The sequence below is a fragment of the Paraburkholderia dipogonis genome (genome assembly GCF_042680985.1).
GTDB classification, from domain to species: Bacteria; Pseudomonadota; Gammaproteobacteria; order Burkholderiales; family Burkholderiaceae; genus Paraburkholderia; species Paraburkholderia phytofirmans.
This window is the reverse complement of the sequence record NZ_JBHUFR010000023.1, coordinates 206255-225471: the sequence shown is the minus strand read 5'-3', so window position 1 is coordinate 225471 and position 19217 is coordinate 206255. Positions and strand designations below refer to the sequence as shown.

The window sequence follows — 19217 nt, the reverse complement described above, 5'->3', positions numbered from 1 at the left end:
CATCCTGATTCTTTTTGTCTTGACGGCTGGGCATCCAACGATGTGACAGCCCCGCAAAAAAATATTTCTGTCACGTCGCGCTTCGTCGCGTCGTCATACGGACAACAACCCACGCAAAGAATGCGCAGGTTCCAGATCGGCGCAGGCACGGTCAGGAGGCTTCGTGCCATGAAGCCACGCGCTCCACACAAACCGCGGTCACCCAGGCCGCATACGCGAGGACAATATGCATTCGAACTATCCAAACATTACGGGCCTCGGCCTCGTGCCCACCGTGATCGAACAGTCCGGTCGCGGCGAGCGCGCCTACGACATCTATTCGCGTCTGCTGCGCGAGCGCATCGTGTTTCTGGTCGGGCCCGTGAACGAGCAATCGGCCAGTCTGATTGTCGCGCAACTGCTGTTTCTGGAGTCCGAGAATCCCGACAAGGATATTTCTTTTTACATCAATTCGCCGGGCGGTTCCGTGTACGACGGCCTCGCGATCTACGACACCATGCAGTTCATCAAACCGGAGGTATCGACTCTGTGCACCGGCTTTGCCGCGAGCATGGGCACCTTTCTGCTGACCGCCGGCCAGCGCGGCAAACGGTATGCGCTGCCCAACGCGCGCATCATGATTCACCAGCCGTCAGGCGGCAGCCAGGGCACGGCGGCGGACGTCGAGATTCAGGCGAAGGAGGTGCTCTATTTGCGAGAGCGGTTGAACGCCATGATGGCGGAGCGCACCGGGCGCAGCATCGAGGAAATCGCCCGCGACACCGACCGCGACAACTTCATGTCAGCGCAGTCCGCGAAGACGTACGGTCTCGTCGACGAGGTGCTGGAAACACGCGCGGCGCTGAATGTCGCGCCGTATCACATGGACAGGTAGCGCGATGGGCCGCGTAGCGAATTCACTGCTAACCACGCCGTAGAACTGCGATCCTGAAACTGCTCAGGCGCAGTGTCGACTGACCTGAAAAGCACCTGGAGAACGTCACAAGAAGCGCGCGCCGTCGCGGGTTCGTGCCGTGCGCATCGGTGCGCCCGGAACACAAAAGCTGATCACCTCCGCTGGAATCGCTATCATGGTCGCGATTCGTCGAGTTCGACGATCGCTTCAATGGAGAAAACCATGGCGTCATCCAACGAAACCGTCAGCATGGCGCTATTCTGCGACTTCGAAAACGTCGCACTCGGCGTGCGTGACGCGAAGTACGACAAGTTCGATATCAAGCTGGTGCTCGAACGTCTGCTGCTCAAGGGCAGCATCGTCGTGAAGAAAGCGTATTGCGACTGGGATCGCTACAAGAGTTTCAAAGGCGCGATGCACGAGGCCAATTTCGAATTGATCGAGATTCCCCACGTGCGCCAATCGGGCAAGAATTCCGCCGATATCCGGCTCGTGGTCGACGCGCTCGACCTCTGCTACACGAAGTCGCACGTCAATACGTTCGTGATCATCAGCGGCGACTCGGATTTTTCGCCGCTGGTGTCGAAGCTGCGTGAGAACGCGAAGCAGGTGATCGGGGTCGGCGTGCAGCAATCCACGTCGGATCTGCTGATCGCGAACTGCGACGAGTTCTTTTTTTATGACGACCTCGTGCGCGAGAGTCAGCGCACGGTCGCCAAGCGCGAGTCGTCGCGCCCGCAACAGTCCGCCCAGCCGGCGGCCAAGCGTGCGCCCGACGAGGAGAAGACCCGCAACAAGGAAGACCTCGAAAAACGCCGCACCAAGGCGGTCGAGATCGCGGTGCAAACGTTCGACGCGCTCGCGTCCGAACGCGGCGACAGCGGCAAGATCTGGGCGTCGGTGCTGAAGAACGCAATCAAGCGCCGCAAGCCGGATTTCAACGAGACGTACTACGGCTTTCGCGCTTTCGGCAATCTGCTCGAAGAAGCGCATGCTCGCGGGCTGCTCGAATTCGGCCGCGACGAGAAGTCGGGCGCTTATGTCTATCGGAGCACGGCTGCGAATGTGCCCGGCGACAACACGGGCGAGCCTGCTGACATCGTCGAATCGGCGGAACAGTTGTATGAGGCACAGGTCGCCGAAACGGTGATCGCCGAGTCCGGCGGCAAACACGAATCGCGTCGTCGGGGGCGAGGCAATCGCAAAGCAGGACGCGGCCAGCAGGAGACCGCTCACGAAGAGCGTACGGTCGTCGAACAGAGCGGCAGCGCTCAGCCTGGAACGGACGAAGTGCACGCGCAAACGCCGGAAAATGCCCAGTTCGTTTTTGAACTGCCGGAAACGCCTTCGGCGGTGCCGGAAACCGTGACGGCCGAGGAACCGGACGGCTCGGGGAGCCAGGCAGACGAGCGGAACACAGGGGCGAAGCAATCCAAGCGTCGCAACGAACGCGCGCCACGCAAGACGGCTGCAAAGAAAGCGAAGAAAGCCGCGACGCGAAGCATCGACGACATTCCGGAAATCGCTGCACCTGCTGAGTCACCGGCCGCGACTGCCGCAGCGGAAGAAGCACCCGCGCCGGCAAAAAAGGCCGCGCGCAAAACTGCGGCGCGCAGTCGTCGTCCGCGTAAGACGGCCGCGACGAGCGACGCGGAGTGAGTGTCTTGCATTCGGCATGACGTGTAGCGGCGCCGATGTGCGTGCCGCTACACAAACTCTCGCTACACAAACTCAGCGGCAAACACACAGCCTTCGCGATCCCTTTCTCTCACAACAGCCCGAACACCGCGACGCCATTGGTAGCGCCGACATACACCTTGCCGCGCGCGATCATCGGCGTGATGAATTTGTTGCCCGCGCCCCATTGATCGCGCGTGCCGGCCTGATTGCTGTTGTACAACTCGACCGCAAGGTTGCCGGCGTTATAGGCATGCAGAGCGCCGGTCGTGCCGTTTTCCGCCGCCCAGACAATCCCGTTGCTCGTGCCGTTCGCCGACACGGCCGGTGTCGCCCCAGGATACGCGAACGTGGTCGGGCTCCTCGACGCGGCGGTCGTCGCGAGAAACGCCCCCGAGACCGGCAACGCCTTCAGGTTGTCGTTCAGGCCGCCGTAATAGACCACGCCGTTGTAGTAAGCCGGCGATCCCCAGATGCCTCCCGCCAGCGTGCCGATCAGCTCCTGCCAGATATTGTTCGACGTCGGGTTGAATTTGCCCATCGAATCGCGATCGACAACGTAGATATTGTTGTCCTTGCCGGCCGCCACCGCCAGATGCTTGACCACGCCACTTGCCGTGGTCTGATCCGGCAACACCATCGCGCCGCCCGAGCCGAAGTCGTTGTCTGCGGCCGCTTGCGTGACCACGTCCGACATCGCGAAATAGTCGGTGACCTGCAGGTTGCCCAACGAAAGCTTCATCATGGAGTCGCCGAAGTCGCCGTCCGCGGGAAAGCCCGCCGCATTCAGCGTGGTGCCGAACGTGCCGTTGCCGTCCACGACATAGAGCGACGTGCCGTCCGACGCCATGCCCGAGCCGGCCATCCAGATCGAGCCCTGACTGCCGTTCGGCGTGATGTTGAGCACGCTCGTCTGTTTCAGCGTGTCGGCGCTATAGGCCATCATCCAGCCTGTGTACGAGCCTCCCATGCAGTGCGCGGTCCAACCCATATAGATGTTACCGCCGACCAGCGTGAGTGCCGCGCGCTCCGTATGCAGCGACGGGTTGAAGGTAATCACGCCGTTGACGCTGCCCGCGCCGTTGCCCGGATAAGTCGCCGCGATTTCCGTCGGGCCGCCGAGCACTTCGGCGCCGGTCGCCAGATCGAGCGCGTGCAGCCGGTGATGGTAGCCGCCGCCACTGTCCTTCGTCATCGCGACGGCATACAGCACGCCGTTCGCGCCGCGACTGCGGTCGATGACCGGCGTCGACGTAATGCCGATCTCGGGGGTGATGTCCTGGCATCCGTGGTCGTCGCTGGGCACTTCGCCGCTGCCGATCAGCGAGACCTTCCAGAGTTGCGCGAACGAGTTCGCGTCGTAGGCGTAGACGCTATCGTGCTCCGTGACCACGTACACCACGTCGTGCGCCGTGCCGCCGATCGACAGGCTGGTGACGAAGAGCGGCTGTCCGTCGACTTTGCCGTCCGCGGCAAGAAACGCGACTTTGCCGAAACTCGCCGAATTGACGTTCGCCAGCGTGAGCGTGGTCTCGGCGAGCATCTGACCGGTGCGGCCGAGATCGTTGTGATGCATGAGGACATCGGTGGCGTAAGCCGTCACTGCCGACGGCGTGTTGCCCGTGCCGTTCGTTCCAGTGCCGGTGCCTGTGCCGGTGGTCGAACCGCTGCCCGTACCCGAACCCGTAGCGCCGCTTCCCGTGCCTGAACCCGAGCCGCCCGACGTGCCACTTCCGCTTCCGCTCGCCGACCCGGACGCCACGCCGGACGTGCCGCCCGAACCACCACCGCCACACGACGCAAAACAGGAGGCAACGGCGATCAGCGCCACTATCGTGCCCCGACGGGTCCATGCGCCTAGCCCGGAAGTCTCAACGCCAGCTTGCGAGATTCGCATGTTCGCCTCGTCTCCTGAACGACGCGACGGTCAACTCCGCACAAAGAACGGTGCGCGCCGTGACTCGCGTCGCGAGCCGTAAGAGAGGAGTCCGCCACGCGCGTCTCCCGCTCCCTGAATACATTCATCGCCCATACGGCTGATTAACCGTACGCCCTTTGCAAAGGCGTTTATCGCCATCGTGTCGCCTCTCTCCGCCATACGAGGCAATACATGACGGCGACGCGATTCAGTCGATGCGCAGGCTCGGCGGCATTCGATCAGTAGTACGGATAGGGGGCATACATTACCGGCGGCGGCCCGTAATAACGCGGCGGCGGAGCAACATATACCGGTTGTGGCGCGTACACCGGCTGCGGCGCATAGACCGGCATCTGCGGCTGCGAAATCGTATTGCCCTTCGACGTCATGCACTGCGCGTACGCCGCATCGTACTGCGCCTGAAGGCTGCCGCCCGCATACTGCGCACCGTTCGCGCCGGCAGCGCCGCCGACCAGCAATCCGCTGCCCGCGCCAATGGCCGCACCCGCGCCCGCATTGCCCGCCGCCGCGCCAATCAGCGCCCCGACAGCGGCACCGCCTAGCGTGCCAAGAGCCGCGCTATTGACGCTGTTCGTGGTCGCGGCCTGCGAGGCGCCGCTCGCGTTGGTCGAGCGATAAGCGTAGTCGCGGCAGGTGTAGTCGTCTTGCTGGAACTGATTGAGTGGCTCGCCGCTGCGCGGCAGCGCGACGATGGAAGGCGCGCTCGGCGGCACCACCGCGCAACCGCCGAGGAGCGCCAGTGCGACCGCTGCCACAGGCAGTGCGACGCGTATCGATTTAGGACTTGAGATCATGGTGGCGCACGTTTCTTCATAGGGGAAACATACGTTAGGCCAATTTGCGAGCGCGTTGTTTACGAGATAGTTACCGTATTTTTTCCGCCGGCATCCGGACGCGCCATCGGCAGGCTGAATGCCGATTGGAAGCTGCGGTGCCGTTACCAACTGTGACAAAGATTCATGCGTTGTGTCGCGTGAAAAGCAATCCTATGCATTTCCGTCACGAGACGCATCGAGACCCTTCGAAACTCTTTGACGCACTTTTGCCCGAATGCAAGCACGCCAGGAAAAAGAAAAGCCCTCGCATTCGAGGGCTTTTCTTCCTGCTGCTGCGGAGCCTGACTCTCGACGCCGTGACCGGATCACCCAGCCGCAAGCGCCGTGTTCAAACTTACCGGCAATCTCACGCGATCACGCGAAGTTCTTCGACGCGAATTCCCAGTTGGCAATGTTCCAGTACGCTTCGACGAACTTCGGACGCGCATTGCGGTAGTCGATGTAGTAAGCGTGTTCCCACACGTCGATCGTCAGCAGTGCTTTCGCGTCGGTGGTCAGCGGCGTGGCGGCGTTACTCGTCGACACCAGGTCGAGCGAACCGTCGGCCTTCTTCACCAGCCATGCCCAGCCCGAGCCGAACGTGCCGACTGCGGTCTTGGCGAACTCTTCCTTGAACTTGTCGAACGAACCCCACTTGGCGTTGATCGCGTCGGCGAGCGCGCCGGTCGGTGCACCGCCACCTTGCGGCGACAGGCTGTTCCAGAAGAACGTGTGGTTCCACACTTGAGCCGCGTTGTTGAACACGCCGCCCGATGCCTTCTTGACGATTTCTTCAAGCGACAGGTTCTCGAACTCCGTGCCCTTGATCAGATTGTTCAGGTTGGTCACATAGGTCTGGTGATGCTTGCCGTAGTGATATTCGAGCGTCTCTTCCGACATGTGCGGAACGAGTGCGTTTTTCGCGAACGGCAGCGGCGGGAGCGTATGTTCCATGGTGCTTTCCTTGTGTCTGTATCTGTTGTGGGGGAGTCTGCGGATAACGCTTTTGAGCACTCGATTGTAGGCGAGTTGGAATAACCCCGCAAACCAACGGACTTTATGCCCGGCATCGGCGAACATGCTGCATTCACAGCGCAATTAATGCTTGTTCACTCAGTGCGCCCGACCCTCGCGACAGTCAAAAGTACGGCAACGGATGCCGTCGGCGAAGTGTCAGAAACCGTCGGTCAGACGTGGTTGCACATCGGCCAGCGCGATGTCTGCGGCGCCCTCCGCGAGATGCACCGTGAGGCGCCGCCCCGGCTTCAACGACGACGGCGCGCGCACCGCTCGCCCGCTCTGGGCGTCGAGCACGGCAGCGTAGCCACGCTCCAGCGTACGCTGCGGACTCAGCACTTCGAGACGTGCGGCAAGCGTGTCGATGCGCGCGGTCTGACGTTCATGCTGACGTAATAAAGCTGCGTCCAGACGTTGCGAGAGATTGCCAAGTTTCGTCCGATGCCCGGCGAGATCGGGACGCCAGCGCTGCCAGCGCATCTGCAGCAGCGAAAACCGCGCTCGCGCGTCACGCGCCGGACGCGCCCCCGCCGACGCGAGCCGCACGCTCAATTGCTGCAAATGCGTGCGTTGCCGCGCGAGCCGCTCGGCCGGCGACACCAGCCGGCGCGCGAGCCAGTCGAGTTGCTGGGCGCGTCGCTCCATCATGCGGCCGAAACCGCGCGCGAGCGTCGCGTGACGATGGTCGAGTTCGCGCAGCAGCAGCACGCGCTGCGGACTGACAAGTTCGGCGGCGCCGGTCGGTGTGGGCGCGCGCACGTCCGCGGCGAAATCGGCGATCGTGAAATCGGTTTCGTGGCCCACGCCGCTGACTACGGGAATCGCGCTTTCCGCAATCGCGCGCGCCAACACTTCTTCATTGAACGCCCACAGGTCTTCGATCGAGCCGCCGCCGCGGCACACGATCAGCACGTCGACCTCGCGCCGTGCGTTGGCGGCGTCGACCATCGCCGCGAGCTTGCCGCTCACGCCGACGCCCTGCACCGGCGCCGGATAGACGATCACCGGAATGTGCGGGGCGCGCCGCGACAGCGTGGTCAGGACGTCGCGCAACGCCGCGGCCTGCAACGACGTGACGATGCCGACCGCACGCGGATGCGACGGCAGCGCACGTTTGCGTTCGGCGGCAAAGAGACCCTCGGCTTCGAGTTGCGCTTTCAACCGGAGGAACGCTTCGTAGAGACGCCCTTGTCCGGTGCGCCGCACCGCTTCCACATTCAGTTGCAGTTCGCCGCGCGGCTCGTACATCGTCACCAGCGCGCGCACTTCGATGCGGTCGCCCTCGCGCGGGGTGAATTCGGCGTATTGCGCCCGCCCGCGGAACATCACGCAGCGCATCTGCGCTTGCGCGTCCTTGATCGAGAAGTACCAATGACCGCTCGCGGCACGCGTGAAATTCGACACTTCGCCGGCAACCCAGACGAGAGGAAACGAACGTTCGAGCATCGTGCCGATCGCGCGATTGAGCGCGGAAACGGGAACGACGACTTCACCGCCGGGCGCAGCCGACGAGGAAAAAGGGCTTTCGGGATTCATGCGAGGAATAAGTGTGGCTGGCCGGACAGACGATAGACCGACCGGCCATCGCCGTCCAGCGCGGCGCTCGAATTGTTAAAAGTGTCCACATGGCGGGACCCGCCAGACAGATCCCGCCAGATCGCCCGCCGGGCCGCATGAATTCCAGGCATGTCGTTGATTTATATGGTGTTTACATCTCACTAAAGAGAATGATTGCCGATAACGGGCGCGCGGAACGGCCCTCTCCGCCTGTCGGACGGCAGGTTCTCCACAAAGTTATCCACAGGCTGGGAGTGACGCTCGAAGCGCTATTCGTCGCGCGGCGCACGGCGCGCGACTTGCCGGGCGGGACGCCAGCGCGCTAGAGTGGCGGGTTCGACGGCATGCCGAACGCCCCGCAGCGTCGAGCATTGCGGCACACTGCGCAAGTGCGCCGCCACGCCCGCCAGATTCATTTTCGCCTCACTTTCGATAGTCCGGAGACCCGCGTTGATGCTTGCCCCGCGTATTGCGCCTAGCTCGTTCACGCCGCCGTTCGGCTGCCTTTGCCCGAACGGCGCGCCGGTCGTTTGCGCGACGTGCCCATGAGCGACGTCGGTAACCGTTTCGAGGCACGCCTCGCGCGCGAATGGCAGCAGCGCGGGCCGCTCGCCTGGGCGCTGTCGCCGTTCGCGTGCGTGTTCGGCGCAATTGCCGCCGCGCGCCGCGCAGCGTTTTCGTTCGGCTGGTTGAAATCGGTTCGCATCGGCGTGCCCGTGGTGGTGGTCGGCAATGTGACCGTCGGCGGCACCGGCAAGACACCGACCGTGATCGCGCTGGTCGAAGCGTTACGCGCCGCGGGCTTTAAACCCGGCGTCGTGTCGCGCGGCTACGGCGCGCGCGTCAAATCGCCGACGCGCGTCACGCCGACCTCGGCGGCAAGTGTCGGCGGCGACGAGCCGCTTCTGATCGCACGCCGCACCGGCGCGCCGGTGTGGGTCTGTCCGGATCGCGTGGCGGCCGCGCAGGCGCTGTGCGCCGCGCACCGCGAAGTCGACGTGATCGTGAGCGACGACGGTTTGCAGCATTACCGGCTCAAACGCGACGCCGAACTGGTCGTGTTCGATCACCGGCTCGGCGGCAACGGTTTCCTGCTGCCGGCCGGACCGCTGCGCGAGCCGCTGTCGCGCCGCCGCGACGCGACGCTCATCAACGATCCGTATGCACGCACGCTGCCGGCGTGGCCGAATACCTTCGCGCTGCAACTCGCGCCCGCCGACGCATGGCATCTGGACAATCCCGCCTTACGCCGTCCGCTCGCGCAGTTCAGCGGCGATCGCGTGCTGGCCGCGGCCGGCATCGGCGCGCCGGAGCGTTTTTTCGCCACGCTGCGCGCCGCCGGTATCACGCCCGCCACCCGCGCGCTGCCCGATCACTACGCGTTCGAGCGCAATCCTTTTGCCGATGTGGACGCCGACGCCATCCTGGTAACGGAAAAGGATGCGGTAAAATTAGGGTCCTGGCACGACGCGCGCATCTGGGTAGTCCCGGTCGAAGCCGCGCTCGATCATCGCCTCATTGCATTAGTTGTGGAGAAAGTCCGTGGACGCTCGCCTGCTTGAAATTCTCGTTTGCCCGATCTGCAAGGGCCCGCTCAGCTACGATCGCGCCGCGCAGGAGCTGATCTGCAATGCGGACAAGCTGGCCTATCCGATTCGCGACGGCATCCCCGTCATGCTGGTCGACGAAGCACGGCAGACCGTGGAAGGCACGCCGGTCGATCTGAATCCGGGCTCCGTGGCCTGAGCCAAACCGCCCTCGCGCGCGGCGCTTTCGCATTCGTCGTCTTGCCCGTCCGCAGCCGCGCTGCATGCGCGGCCGCTTTCCTCCGGCTTATCGCCGCCCGTCTTTGTGCCTGTCCTGCCGATGACCCACGCCAACCCCGCCACTCCCCCGTTTATCGCCGTCGTGCCGGCCCGGCTCGCCTCGACGCGTCTGCCCAACAAGCCGCTCGCCGACATTGGCGGCAAGCCGATGGTGGTGCGGGTCGCCGAACGCGCGCGCGAATCGGGCGCGCAGCAGGTGCTGGTCGCCTCGGACGCGCAAGCGGTGCTCGACGCCGCCCGCGACCACGGCTTCGAAGCCGTGTTGACGCGCGCGGACCATCCGTCCGGCACGGACCGTCTCGCGGAGGTCGCGGCGCAGTTCGGCTGGAGCGACGACACGATCGTGGTCAACGTGCAGGGCGATGAACCACTGATCGATCCGGCGCTCGTGTGCGGCGTTGCGTCGCACCTTGCGGCAAGCCACGGCTGCGCGATCGCCACCGCCGCGCATCCGATCACCGATCCTGCTGAAATTTTTAACCCGAACGTCGTCAAGGTCGTGCTCGACGCGCGCGGCGTCGCGCTGTACTTTTCGCGCGCGCCGATTCCTTGGGCACGCGACGCCTACCAGCCACATTGGCCGAATGTCGAGTCAATGCCCGCGCCTCATGCGCCCGCGGTGGTTCATCGGCATATCGGGCTGTATGCCTATCGCGCGCAATTCCTGCGCACGTACCCCAGCCTCGCGATTTCGCCGATCGAACAGGTTGAAGCACTCGAACAATTGCGCGCGATGTGGCACGGCGAGCGGATCGCCGTGCTCGTCACGCACGACGTGCCGCTGCCCGGTGTGGACACACCCGCCGATCTCGCGCGCGTGCAGGCTTTATTCGGGTCTTGAGCGTAAAAACCCATGGCATAATCGGACGGTTGTGCGCGCCTCCCGCTACACGCGAGAGCCAGGGTTTGCCCGGTCGCGCCGTTATCGTCTTGCAGCGCCGTCGTCGACGTGCAGCGCGAGACCCGAACGGCAGCCGATGCGGGTCCCTCGGCTTTTCGTGGGATGTCCGCAGCGCCGCCAAAGAATTTACATAGATCTGGAGATATCACATGCGTTTGATCCTTTTGGGTGCACCCGGCGCGGGTAAGGGCACTCAGGCAAACTTCATCAAGGAAAAATTCGGCATTCCGCAGATTTCCACCGGCGACATGCTGCGCGCGGCCGTCAAGGCCGGCACGCCGCTCGGCCTCGAAGCGAAGCGCTTCATGGATGCGGGCGAGCTGGTCACGGACGAGCTGATCATCAATCTGGTGAAAGAGCGTCTGCAGCAGCCGGATTGTGCGAACGGCTATCTGTTCGACGGTTTTCCGCGCACCATCCCGCAAGCTGAAGCCATGAAGCAGGCCGGCGTTCCGATCGACTACGTGCTGGAAATCGACGTGCCGTTCGACGAGATCATCGTGCGCATGAGCGGCCGCCGCTCGCACGCCGCGTCGGGCCGTACGTATCACGTCAAGTTCAATCCGCCGAAGGTCGAAGGCGTGGACGACGTGACCGGCGAACCGCTGATCCAACGCGACGACGACAAGGAAGAAACCGTCAAGAAGCGTCTGGAAGTGTACGAGGCGCAAACCAAGCCGCTGATCGAGTATTACAACACCTGGGCGAAGAACGGCGATTCGTCGACTCCGTTGACGGCGCCGCAGTATCGGCGCATTTCGGGTCTCGGCAGCGTCGACGAAATTCGTGACCGCGCGTTCGAGGCGTTGAAGTAAGCGTGTTTCCGTTTGTGTTCGCTTCAGGAAAGACCCGCCCTTGCCGGCGGGTTTTTTTATGCAGCGGATGGTTCGAGTGCCGTGAACGGTTTCTTCTCGCACACACCTGGTATTAATTAGCCATCCGTAGCGATTTGCTCTGTGTGCACGCCGCCAGCGCGTGCAATTTTCAGCCTGTCCGCTGCGCTTTCCGCATCGCAGCATAGCCGTTACAATCGATCATCGAAAAGATATTCGATCCAGACATTACTGAACCGTAGCAAAGGAGAAGACATGGAGATTCGTGACAACGTTTTCCTGATCACCGGCGGTGCATCAGGACTGGGCGCAGCCACGGCACGCCTGTTCGTCGAAAACGGCGGCAAAGTGGTACTCGCCGACCTGAACGTGGATGCCGGCGAAGCGCTCGCGCAGGAACTCGGCGGTGTGTTCGTCAAATGCGACGTGAGCCGCGAAGACGACGCCACCCAGGCCGTCGAAGCCGCCACCAGGCTCGGCACGCTGCGCGGTCTGGTCAATTGCGCGGGCGTCGCGCCGGCCGTCAAGACAGTCGGCAAGGACGGCCCCCATCCGCTCGACGCGTTCTCGCGCACCATCTCGATTAATCTGATCGGCACCTTCAACATGGTCCGGCTCGCCGCCGCGGCCATGTCGAAGAACGAGCCGAACGCGAATGGCGAGCGCGGCGTGATCATCAACACGGCGTCGGTGGCCGCGTTTGACGGCCAGATCGGCCAGGCGGCTTATGCGGCATCCAAGGCCGGCGTGGCCGGCATGACGTTGCCTATCGCACGCGACCTGTCGCGCAACGCGATCCGCGTGATGACGATCGCACCGGGCATCTTCGAAACGCCCATGCTGCTCGGCATGCCGCAGGAAGTGCAGGACGCCCTCGGCGCAATGGTGCCGTTCCCGCCGCGTCTCGGCAAACCGGTCGAATACGCGATGCTGGCCAAGCAGATCTTCGACAATCCGATGCTCAACGGCGAAGTGATTCGTCTGGACGGCGCGATCCGGATGCAGCCGAAGTAAGCTGGCAGACACCGCGCGGTTTCACAAAACAGCCGCGCTAGAGAAAAAGGCCTGCACATGATCATTCATGTGCAGGCCTTTTGTTTTGAGCCGTGGTCGCAATGCCCGTTGCGTGGACGTGCTTATTCGCGGTCGTCGTGCTGAGTACGCTGACGCAGTTCGTGTAATTGCGATTCCACCACGGTTGCGTCCTCGGCATCCGGCCGGTCGCCGAGATAACGCTCCAGGTCTTCGAGCGCGGGGCGCAGATAATCGAGCCGCGCATACGCGAAGCCGCGATCGCGCACTTCTTCGATACTTTCCGGCAGCAGGATTACGAGACGCTGCTGCACCGCCAGCAGACGTTGCCAACGTTCCGTCTGAAGATATGTCGACTTCAGATTGCGCAGCATACGCGCGATGATCTCGCGGCGCGTGGCCGGTTGCAGCAGCATGCGCAGCGCCCGGCTCACCGATTCGCCCGCCGACGCCACGTATGGCTCCAGCATCTCCACCATCTCCGATTCGGACAGCGAATGGCCGCTGGTCGGATCGAGCATCACGTCGCCGTCCGGCGTGGTCACGCGTAAGAGGAAGTGGCCGGGAAACGACACGCCGCGCACCGGTACGCCGATCTGTTCAGCCATTTCCAGATACAGCACCGCCAGCGAAATCGGAATGCCGCGGCGACGTTTGAGCACGGCGTTCAGATGGCTGTTGTCGGGGTCGTAATAGTCGTTGAGATTGCTGGCGAAACCCAGTTCGCGAAAGAAGAACCGGTTCAGAATGCCGACCTTCTGCTTGATGTCGGCGTCGTCCGGCATGCGCCGCTGCAAGCGCACCACGAGTTCGTCGATCTCGGCGAGCGTGCCTTGCAGATCGAGATCGGGATAGGCGTCCTGCGCGAGCGAGAGCGCCGCCTCGGTCAGCGGAAGACTCTCATCTTCGGCGACAAGCGTGCTGAAATAGTCGAGAACCCGCGTCATCGTGATCACTTCACTCGCCTTTTGAAATACGCGTACTTGAAGCCCATCAGCCAAAGCATACCGAAATATAGCGCCGCGAACAGCACGAGGCACGCCGCGAGCAGCACCATGCGGTCGACCGGGCGGCTATGCATGCCGATCCAGTCGAAGCTGATGGCCAGCCAATGCATCGTGCCGGCCAGCACCAGACAGGCGCCGAACAACTGCACGAAGAATTTGAGCCAGCCGCTCGACGGCGTATAGATGCCACGCTTGCGCAGCCCGAGAAACAGCAGCAACGCATTACCGCAAGCGCCGAGCCCGACGCTCAGCGTCAAACCAGCATGCGCGAAGATCGGCACGAACACATAGTTGCTCAGCTGCGTGAGGATCAGCACGCCGACGCCGATCTTCACCGGCGTCTTGATGTCCTGCTTCGCGTAGAAACCCGGCGCGAGAATCTTGATGAGAATCAGGCCGATCAGGCCGACGCCATACGCCGACAACGCGCGGGCGACCATCACCACCGAATTGCCGTCGAACTTGCCGTAGTGGAACAGCGTGGCCGTCAGCGGCTGCGCGAAGAAAAACAGTGCGACGGCGCTCGGCGCGGCCAGCAGGAAGGTGACGCGCAAGCCCCAGTCGAGCAGAGACGAATACTCGTGCGGGTCGGCGTCGACGTGCGCTTTTGAAAGGCTCGGCAGCAGGATCGTGCCGAGCGCGACGCCCAGCAGCGCGGTCGGAAACTCCATCAGCCGGTCGGCGTAATTGATCCACGACACGGCGCCCGGCCCGATGCGCGACGCGATATTCGTGTTGATGATCAGGCTGATCTGCGCGACCGAGACGGCGAACATCGCGGGCACCATCTTCGACAGCACGCGCTTGACGCCGCGATGCGCGAGCGCTTTCACCGGATTCAATCCGATGCGCGGAATCATGTCGATCTTCTTCAGACCCGGCAACTGCACGAGGAACTGCAGCACGCCGCCGGCGATCACCGCCCACGCGAGCGCATAGACCGGCGTTTGCAGACGCGGCGCGACGAACACCGCGGCGACGATGAACGCGACGTTCAGCAGAACCGGCGCGAACGCCGGCAGCGAAAAGTTCTTGTACGTATTCAGCACGCCCGACGCCAGCGACGTCAGCGAAATGAAAATGATGTACGGGAACATGATGCGCGTCATGGTCACCGCGAGCGCGTACGCCTGACCTTCGTGCGCGAGGCCCGAGGCGACGATGAACACCACGCCCGACGCGCCTACGACGCCGATCAGCGAGAGGATCGCGAGCGCCCAGGCGAGCACCGTCGAGGTGGCGTCGACCAGCGCTTTGGTGGCGTCGTGACCTTGGCTGTTCTTGAACTCCGCGAGGATCGGCACGAAGGCCTGCGAGAACGCGCCTTCGGCGGAGATGCGGCGCAGCAGGTTCGGAATGCGGAAGGCGACGTAAAACGCGTCAGTGTATTGACTGGCACCGAACGCGCGTGCGATCAGCGTTTCGCGGGCCAGTCCGGTCACGCGCGACAGCAGCGTGAAGCCGCTGACCGTCAGCAGGGCTCGGAATAGATTCATGGGGCGCTTATTATACGGGTGCCGCGAGTGCGGACGACGAGCCGGAACGCGATTCGGACCGTTTTGCCGCGCGGACGTTCGATCGGATAAGCGAATCGGCGCTTTTTTTGTAGCGCGGCCGTGCGGTTCCGGACCCACCGGCCACGCCCCGCCTCCACTTTCCGGCCGGGCTGCGGCACGCTTGCGCTAAATGGCTGCCAAGTAGGCGCCGGACTTTGCGCAACAGGGCGGCAGGCCTTCCTGCCGCTTTCCCGTTGCCACGTGCCTGATTTTGTTGCTATAATCGCCGGTTTCGAAGCTCGCTCAATTTTCGGACGGGGTTTGGAGCGGCGCCACAGCGCCTGCCAAGACCTTCGCACACCCCGAAAACATAGGCCTGCCTTCGCGTAGTCCGATCGATTTTTTCGACACTTTTGCGCTCTTGGGCAATCGCTTCCAAGAGTTCGATCTAAAAGCAGCACCTCACCACTTGAAGGTCAGGTACTGGAAACAGGAACAGGATAAGGAACCGTCATGGCTAACTCCGCACAAGCACGCAAGCGCGCCCGCCAGGCCGCCAAGGCTAACTCGCATAACTCGGCACTGCGCTCGAAGTTCCGCACGGCTATCAAGGCTGTCCGCAAGGCGATCGACGCCGGCGACAAGGCTAAGGCCGCTGAAATCTTCCAGGCATCGTCGAAGACTATCGACATCATCGCCGACAAGAACATCGTTCACAAGAACAAGGCAGCTCGCCATAAGAGCCGCCTCGCTGCAGCCATCAAGGGTCTGCAAGCGTCCGCAGCGCAGTAATTCCGGTCAGCCCGCTTCGGTGGGCTACCTCCTGTTTCCGCTGCACAGAAAGGCCCGCCTCGGCGGGCTTTTTTGCTTCGGACCGACAGGATCCGCGCTGCATCGCATAGTTCGTCGCTCCCATCACTGACGGCCAGAACGAAAAAAAACCCGCTGCCAGCGGGTTTTTTGCTTTTTGTTCTTTGTGCTTTTGCTTTTGCCGATCCGGCAGCTTCGCGCTAGATCACATGCCTTTTCTCTTGCGGCGTGGCGTGCTCGAGTTGCAGCTCGCACGCCTCCGTCACGACGAGGTCGTTGTCTTTAGCAAAGTTGAGGACGAAGTCGAAAGCCATGGGTTCGATGTCGCGCAAGCGCGAATCGAGAATCACGCACTTGAGGTCGCCGATCATGGTCGGGCGGACGTACAACGAGTACTGCATATAAGCGTTCGGCCCCTTCCTTGCGCCGGGGCCGAAGCAGGCCATGACGCCTGCGAGACGCTCCGACCAGTCGCTCGGCCGAAACTTTTTTCCCTTCGACGTGATGCCCTGAATGAAATATTCGGTTGGAGCTGCTTCGGCCATGTAGGAATACCTGTGTGACTGCCCAGCGGGGTGGCGGCAAAACGGACGGTGCAACGGCTCTGAATTTCCTGGAACTCGCCGACCATGCCGCGATGGCAACCACACCACCAGAACCGCGAAGAGCCGGCTAAGCCGCGTTGGCGCTCGTCATGACGGCGCACCGCGAGCAGGTCGTTCCGAACCGCGCGAGCCGAGGCCGGCCAAGCGGAATACTGGCCTGCTGGGCTTTGGGATAACCCGTAGATTATAGCGCAGCGGACCCTTTTCCGCAGCGCACACAAGACTCGTCTGAGGGCCCCGCGAGGCTTTCAGACAGCTTGCCCAGCCTTTTGGCCGACTCGTCAAACCGGGCGAAATCCTTTATGCTGCATTGAGTTACCACAAACGACGGCGGCGCCGTCCGGCAATCCTGCCGGGTGAGACCGCCGTATTTGTTTCATGACCGCCAAGAAAATTCGCCACTACCTGCAGTTCAAGGATTTCTCGCTGGAAGACTACGAGTACGTGCTGGAACGCGCGCGCATTCTGAAACGCAAATTCAAGAACTACGAGACTTACCATCCGCTGCACGATCGCACGCTGGCGATGATCTTCGAAAAAAATTCGACACGCACGCGCCTGTCGTTCGAAGCCGGCATCTTCCAGTTGGGCGGCCACGCCGTTTTCATGAGCACGCGTGACACGCAACTCGGCCGCGGCGAACCGATCGAAGATGCCGCGCAGGTGATCTCGCGCATGGTCGACATCATCATGATCCGCACATTCGGCCAGGATATTCTCCAGCGCTTCTCCGAGAATTCGCGCGTGCCGGTGATCAACGGACTGACCAACGAATATCACCCGTGCCAGGTGCTGGCGGACATCTTCACGTACTTCGAGCATCGCGGTCCGATTCGCGGCAAGACGGTTGCGTGGGTCGGCGACGCCAACAACATGCTGTACACGTGGATCGAAGCCGCGCAGATTCTCGGCTTCAAGCTGCGCCTTTCCACGCCGCCGGGCTACAAGCTCGACCGTGCCATGGTCGCTGCCGAAAGCGCGCCGTTCTACGAAGAATTCGACGATCCGAACGAGGCCTGCGCCGGCGCGGATCTGGTCACCACCGACGTCTGGACCAGCATGGGCTTCGAAGCCGAAAACGAAGCGCGCAAGAAAGCCTTCGCCGACTGGTGCGTCGACGCCGACATGATGGCGCGCGCCAATCCGGATGCGCTCTTCATGCACTGTCTGCCCGCCCATCGCGGCGAGGAAGTCAGCGCGGAAGTGATCGACGGCCCGCAAAGCGTCGTGTGGGACGAGGCTGAAAATCGTCTCCATGTGCAAAAGGCCTTGATGGAATACCTGCTGCTCGGCAAGCTGAATCACTGAGCGAGCCGCCCAGTCAGCAAGTTGAGCGGCATCTGCGTGAAGCGCGACGGGGCCTTGAATACGAGGCAAGGCATCCACGTTTAGCGCCGCGCATCGAGCCGGCGTCCACGGCCGCGACCGGCCGTAAGCGGACCCGGCTTCAACACCGCAACGCCCCCAAAAACGCGGGCAGCCTGCGGTTTAGTGTCAAAATAGTGGTTTTCCGCGCTCCGGAACCGCCGGCGCGCCTTGTTTTCCCGCTTTTTCCAGCTACGAGTTCACCATGAGCGATATCAAGAAAGTCGTGCTCGCCTATTCGGGCGGCCTCGACACCTCCGTCATCCTGAAGTGGTTGCAGGACAATTACGACGCCGAAGTCGTCACGTTCACGGCCGACATCGGCCAGGGCGAAGAGCTGGAACCGGCGCGCAAGAAAGCCCTGCAACTCGGCATCAAGCAGGACAACATCTTTATCGAAGACCTGCGCGAAGAGTTCGTGCGTGACTTCGTGTTCCCGATGTTCCGCGCCAACACGATCTATGAAGGCGAATACCTGCTGGGCACGTCGATCGCGCGTCCGCTGATCGCCAAGCGTCAGATCGAAATCGCCCGCGCCACCGGCGCGCAAGCGGTGTCGCACGGCGCAACCGGGAAGGGCAACGACCAGGTTCGCTTCGAACTCGGTTACTACGCGCTGGAACCGGGCATCAAGGTGATCGCGCCGTGGCGTGAATGGGATCTGCTGTCGCGCGAAAAGCTGCTCGCGTACGCGGAAAAGGCCGGAATTCCGATCGAAATGAAGCACAAGCAAGGCGGCGCGCCGTATTCGATGGACGCGAACCTGCTGCACATTTCGTTCGAAGGCCGTCACCTGGAAGACCCGAAGGCGGAAGCCGAAGCCGATATGTGGCGTTGGACGGTGTCGCCGGAACAGGCGCCGGACCAGGCTGAATTCATCGACATCGAATACGAGCACGGCGATCCGGTTGCGATCAACGGCAAGCGTTTGTCGGCCGCGGAAATGCTGACCGAGTTGAACCGTCTGGGCGGCAAGCACGGCATCGGCCGTCTGGATCTGGTGGAAAACCGTTACGTCGGCATGAAGTCGCGCGGCTGCTATGAAACGCCGGGCGGCACGATCATGCTCAAGGCGCACCGCGGCATCGAGTCGATCACGCTGGACCGTGAAGTGGCTCACCTGAAAGACGATCTGATGGCGCGTTACGCGTCGCTGATTTATAACGGCTACTGGTGGAGCCCGGAGCGTCGCGCGATTCAGGTGCTGATCGACCATACGCAAGAGAAGGTCAACGGCTGGGTACGTGTCAAGCTGTACAAGGGCAGCGTATCGGTGGTCGCGCGCGATTCGAAGGAAACGCTGTTCGACAAGACCATTGCCACGTTCGACGACGACGGCGGCGCCTACAACCAGGCCGACGCTGGCGGCTTCATCAAGCTGAACGCGCTGCGTATGCGGATTGCGGAAAACGCGCGCCGTCAGCGTGATTAAGCTGGGGAGC

General features: G+C 62.6%; 17 protein-coding genes. 10 read left to right on the top strand and 7 right to left on the bottom strand.

Annotation, left to right across the window (positions count from 1 at the left end):
• The first annotated feature begins 226 nt into the window (after positions 1 to 226).
• A complete protein-coding gene (gene clpP / locus ACFSNN_RS29600) occupies positions 227 to 874 on the top strand; it encodes an ATP-dependent Clp endopeptidase proteolytic subunit ClpP (RefSeq protein ID WP_134457976.1) in 648 nt (215 codons plus the stop codon).
• Positions 875 to 1117: 243 nt separating this feature from the next.
• Positions 1118 to 2554, top strand: coding sequence for an NYN domain-containing protein (locus ACFSNN_RS29595; RefSeq protein ID WP_134457975.1), 1437 nt, complete (start codon positions 1118 to 1120; stop codon positions 2552 to 2554).
• Positions 2555 to 2663: 109 nt separating this feature from the next.
• Here ACFSNN_RS29595 and ACFSNN_RS29590 read toward each other — a convergent pair whose 3' ends face one another.
• From ACFSNN_RS29590 to xseA, 4 genes are all read right to left on the bottom strand, one after another.
• Positions 2664 to 4469: a PQQ-binding-like beta-propeller repeat protein gene (locus ACFSNN_RS29590; RefSeq protein WP_134457974.1), complete on the bottom strand. Its 1806-nt coding sequence runs from the start codon at positions 4467 to 4469 to the stop codon at positions 2664 to 2666.
• Between the two features lie 260 nt (positions 4470 to 4729).
• On the bottom strand, positions 4730 to 5305 hold the full coding sequence (locus tag ACFSNN_RS29585) for a YMGG-like glycine zipper-containing protein (protein ID WP_134457973.1): 576 nt from the start codon (positions 5303 to 5305) through the stop codon (positions 4730 to 4732).
• A gap of 396 nt (positions 5306 to 5701) precedes the next feature.
• Entirely contained in the window at positions 5702 to 6280 is a 579-nt protein-coding gene (sodB, locus tag ACFSNN_RS29580; protein WP_106314205.1) for a superoxide dismutase [Fe], read from the bottom strand.
• Positions 6281 to 6499: 219 nt separating this feature from the next.
• On the bottom strand, positions 6500 to 7879 hold the full coding sequence (gene xseA, locus ACFSNN_RS29575) for an exodeoxyribonuclease VII large subunit (RefSeq protein WP_134457972.1): 1380 nt from the start codon (positions 7877 to 7879) through the stop codon (positions 6500 to 6502).
• Between the two features lie 566 nt (positions 7880 to 8445).
• On the opposite strand from xseA, the gene lpxK reads away from it, so the two are divergent.
• The 5 genes from lpxK to ACFSNN_RS29550 all read left to right on the top strand — a co-directional run bounded on the left by lpxK (position 8446) and on the right by ACFSNN_RS29550 (position 12474).
• Positions 8446 to 9462, top strand: coding sequence for a tetraacyldisaccharide 4'-kinase (gene lpxK / locus ACFSNN_RS29570; RefSeq protein ID WP_134457971.1), 1017 nt, complete (start codon positions 8446 to 8448; stop codon positions 9460 to 9462).
• On the top strand, positions 9443 to 9646 hold the full coding sequence (locus ACFSNN_RS29565) for a Trm112 family protein (RefSeq protein WP_007180583.1): 204 nt from the start codon (positions 9443 to 9445) through the stop codon (positions 9644 to 9646). Before lpxK ends, ACFSNN_RS29565 begins: the two co-directional genes overlap by 20 nt.
• Before the next feature lie 120 nt (positions 9647 to 9766).
• The gene (gene kdsB / locus ACFSNN_RS29560) at positions 9767 to 10567 is read left to right on the top strand and encodes a 3-deoxy-manno-octulosonate cytidylyltransferase (protein WP_134457970.1); all 801 of its coding nucleotides are present in this window, start codon (positions 9767 to 9769) and stop codon (positions 10565 to 10567) included.
• A 209-nt stretch (positions 10568 to 10776) separates the two neighbouring features.
• Positions 10777 to 11442, top strand: coding sequence for an adenylate kinase (gene adk, locus ACFSNN_RS29555; RefSeq protein WP_134457969.1), 666 nt, complete (start codon positions 10777 to 10779; stop codon positions 11440 to 11442).
• A gap of 273 nt (positions 11443 to 11715) precedes the next feature.
• On the top strand, positions 11716 to 12474 hold the full coding sequence (locus tag ACFSNN_RS29550; RefSeq protein ID WP_134457968.1) for a 3-hydroxyacyl-CoA dehydrogenase: 759 nt from the start codon (positions 11716 to 11718) through the stop codon (positions 12472 to 12474).
• A gap of 122 nt (positions 12475 to 12596) precedes the next feature.
• Here the strand turns inward: ACFSNN_RS29550 and ACFSNN_RS29545 are convergent, their stop codons facing one another.
• The gene (locus ACFSNN_RS29545; RefSeq protein WP_012434163.1) at positions 12597 to 13439 is read right to left on the bottom strand and encodes a SirB1 family protein; all 843 of its coding nucleotides are present in this window, start codon (positions 13437 to 13439) and stop codon (positions 12597 to 12599) included.
• A gap of 5 nt (positions 13440 to 13444) precedes the next feature.
• Positions 13445 to 14995 carry a murein biosynthesis integral membrane protein MurJ gene (gene murJ, locus ACFSNN_RS29540; RefSeq protein ID WP_134457967.1) on the bottom strand — a complete coding sequence of 517 codons (1551 nt, stop codon included), beginning with the start codon at positions 14993 to 14995 and terminating at the stop codon, positions 13445 to 13447.
• Between the two features lie 513 nt (positions 14996 to 15508).
• On the opposite strand from murJ, the gene rpsT reads away from it, so the two are divergent.
• Positions 15509 to 15787, top strand: coding sequence for a 30S ribosomal protein S20 (gene rpsT, locus ACFSNN_RS29535; RefSeq protein ID WP_012434165.1), 279 nt, complete (start codon positions 15509 to 15511; stop codon positions 15785 to 15787).
• A gap of 218 nt (positions 15788 to 16005) precedes the next feature.
• Here the strand turns inward: rpsT and ACFSNN_RS29530 are convergent, their stop codons facing one another.
• Positions 16006 to 16350 carry a DUF3579 domain-containing protein gene (locus tag ACFSNN_RS29530; RefSeq protein ID WP_106314211.1) on the bottom strand — a complete coding sequence of 115 codons (345 nt, stop codon included), beginning with the start codon at positions 16348 to 16350 and terminating at the stop codon, positions 16006 to 16008.
• A gap of 438 nt (positions 16351 to 16788) precedes the next feature.
• Between ACFSNN_RS29530 and argF the strand changes: the two genes are divergently transcribed.
• Both argF and ACFSNN_RS29520 read left to right on the top strand, forming a co-directional pair.
• On the top strand, positions 16789 to 17718 hold the full coding sequence (gene argF / locus ACFSNN_RS29525) for an ornithine carbamoyltransferase (protein WP_095418379.1): 930 nt from the start codon (positions 16789 to 16791) through the stop codon (positions 17716 to 17718).
• 262 nt (positions 17719 to 17980) lie between these two features.
• Positions 17981 to 19207, top strand: a complete 1227-nt coding sequence (locus tag ACFSNN_RS29520; RefSeq protein ID WP_134457966.1) for an argininosuccinate synthase — start codon at positions 17981 to 17983, stop codon at positions 19205 to 19207.
• Positions 19208 to 19217 lie beyond the last annotated feature (10 nt).

What these genes read in the sequence shown, in the direction of transcription:
- clpP (WP_134457976.1), top strand. Translation starts at nt 227, where the DNA reads ATGCATTCGAACTATCCAAACATTACGGGCCTCGGCCTCGTGCCCACC.
- ACFSNN_RS29595 (WP_134457975.1), top strand. Translation starts at nt 1,118, where the DNA reads ATGGCGTCATCCAACGAAACCGTCAGCATGGCGCTATTCTGCGACTTC.
- ACFSNN_RS29590 (WP_134457974.1), bottom strand. Translation starts at nt 4,469, where the DNA reads ATGCGAATCTCGCAAGCTGGCGTTGAGACTTCCGGGCTAGGCGCATGG.
- ACFSNN_RS29585 (WP_134457973.1), bottom strand. Translation starts at nt 5,305, where the DNA reads ATGATCTCAAGTCCTAAATCGATACGCGTCGCACTGCCTGTGGCAGCG.
- sodB (WP_106314205.1), bottom strand. Translation starts at nt 6,280, where the DNA reads ATGGAACATACGCTCCCGCCGCTGCCGTTCGCGAAAAACGCACTCGTT.
- xseA (WP_134457972.1), bottom strand. Translation starts at nt 7,879, where the DNA reads ATGAATCCCGAAAGCCCTTTTTCCTCGTCGGCTGCGCCCGGCGGTGAA.
- lpxK (WP_134457971.1), top strand. Translation starts at nt 8,446, where the DNA reads ATGAGCGACGTCGGTAACCGTTTCGAGGCACGCCTCGCGCGCGAATGG.
- kdsB (WP_134457970.1), top strand. Translation starts at nt 9,767, where the DNA reads ATGACCCACGCCAACCCCGCCACTCCCCCGTTTATCGCCGTCGTGCCG.
- adk (WP_134457969.1), top strand. Translation starts at nt 10,777, where the DNA reads ATGCGTTTGATCCTTTTGGGTGCACCCGGCGCGGGTAAGGGCACTCAG.
- ACFSNN_RS29550 (WP_134457968.1), top strand. Translation starts at nt 11,716, where the DNA reads ATGGAGATTCGTGACAACGTTTTCCTGATCACCGGCGGTGCATCAGGA.
- ACFSNN_RS29545 (WP_012434163.1), bottom strand. Translation starts at nt 13,439, where the DNA reads ATGACGCGGGTTCTCGACTATTTCAGCACGCTTGTCGCCGAAGATGAG.
- murJ (WP_134457967.1), bottom strand. Translation starts at nt 14,995, where the DNA reads ATGAATCTATTCCGAGCCCTGCTGACGGTCAGCGGCTTCACGCTGCTG.
- rpsT (WP_012434165.1), top strand. Translation starts at nt 15,509, where the DNA reads ATGGCTAACTCCGCACAAGCACGCAAGCGCGCCCGCCAGGCCGCCAAG.
- ACFSNN_RS29530 (WP_106314211.1), bottom strand. Translation starts at nt 16,350, where the DNA reads ATGGCCGAAGCAGCTCCAACCGAATATTTCATTCAGGGCATCACGTCG.
- argF (WP_095418379.1), top strand. Translation starts at nt 16,789, where the DNA reads ATGACCGCCAAGAAAATTCGCCACTACCTGCAGTTCAAGGATTTCTCG.
- ACFSNN_RS29520 (WP_134457966.1), top strand. Translation starts at nt 17,981, where the DNA reads ATGAGCGATATCAAGAAAGTCGTGCTCGCCTATTCGGGCGGCCTCGAC.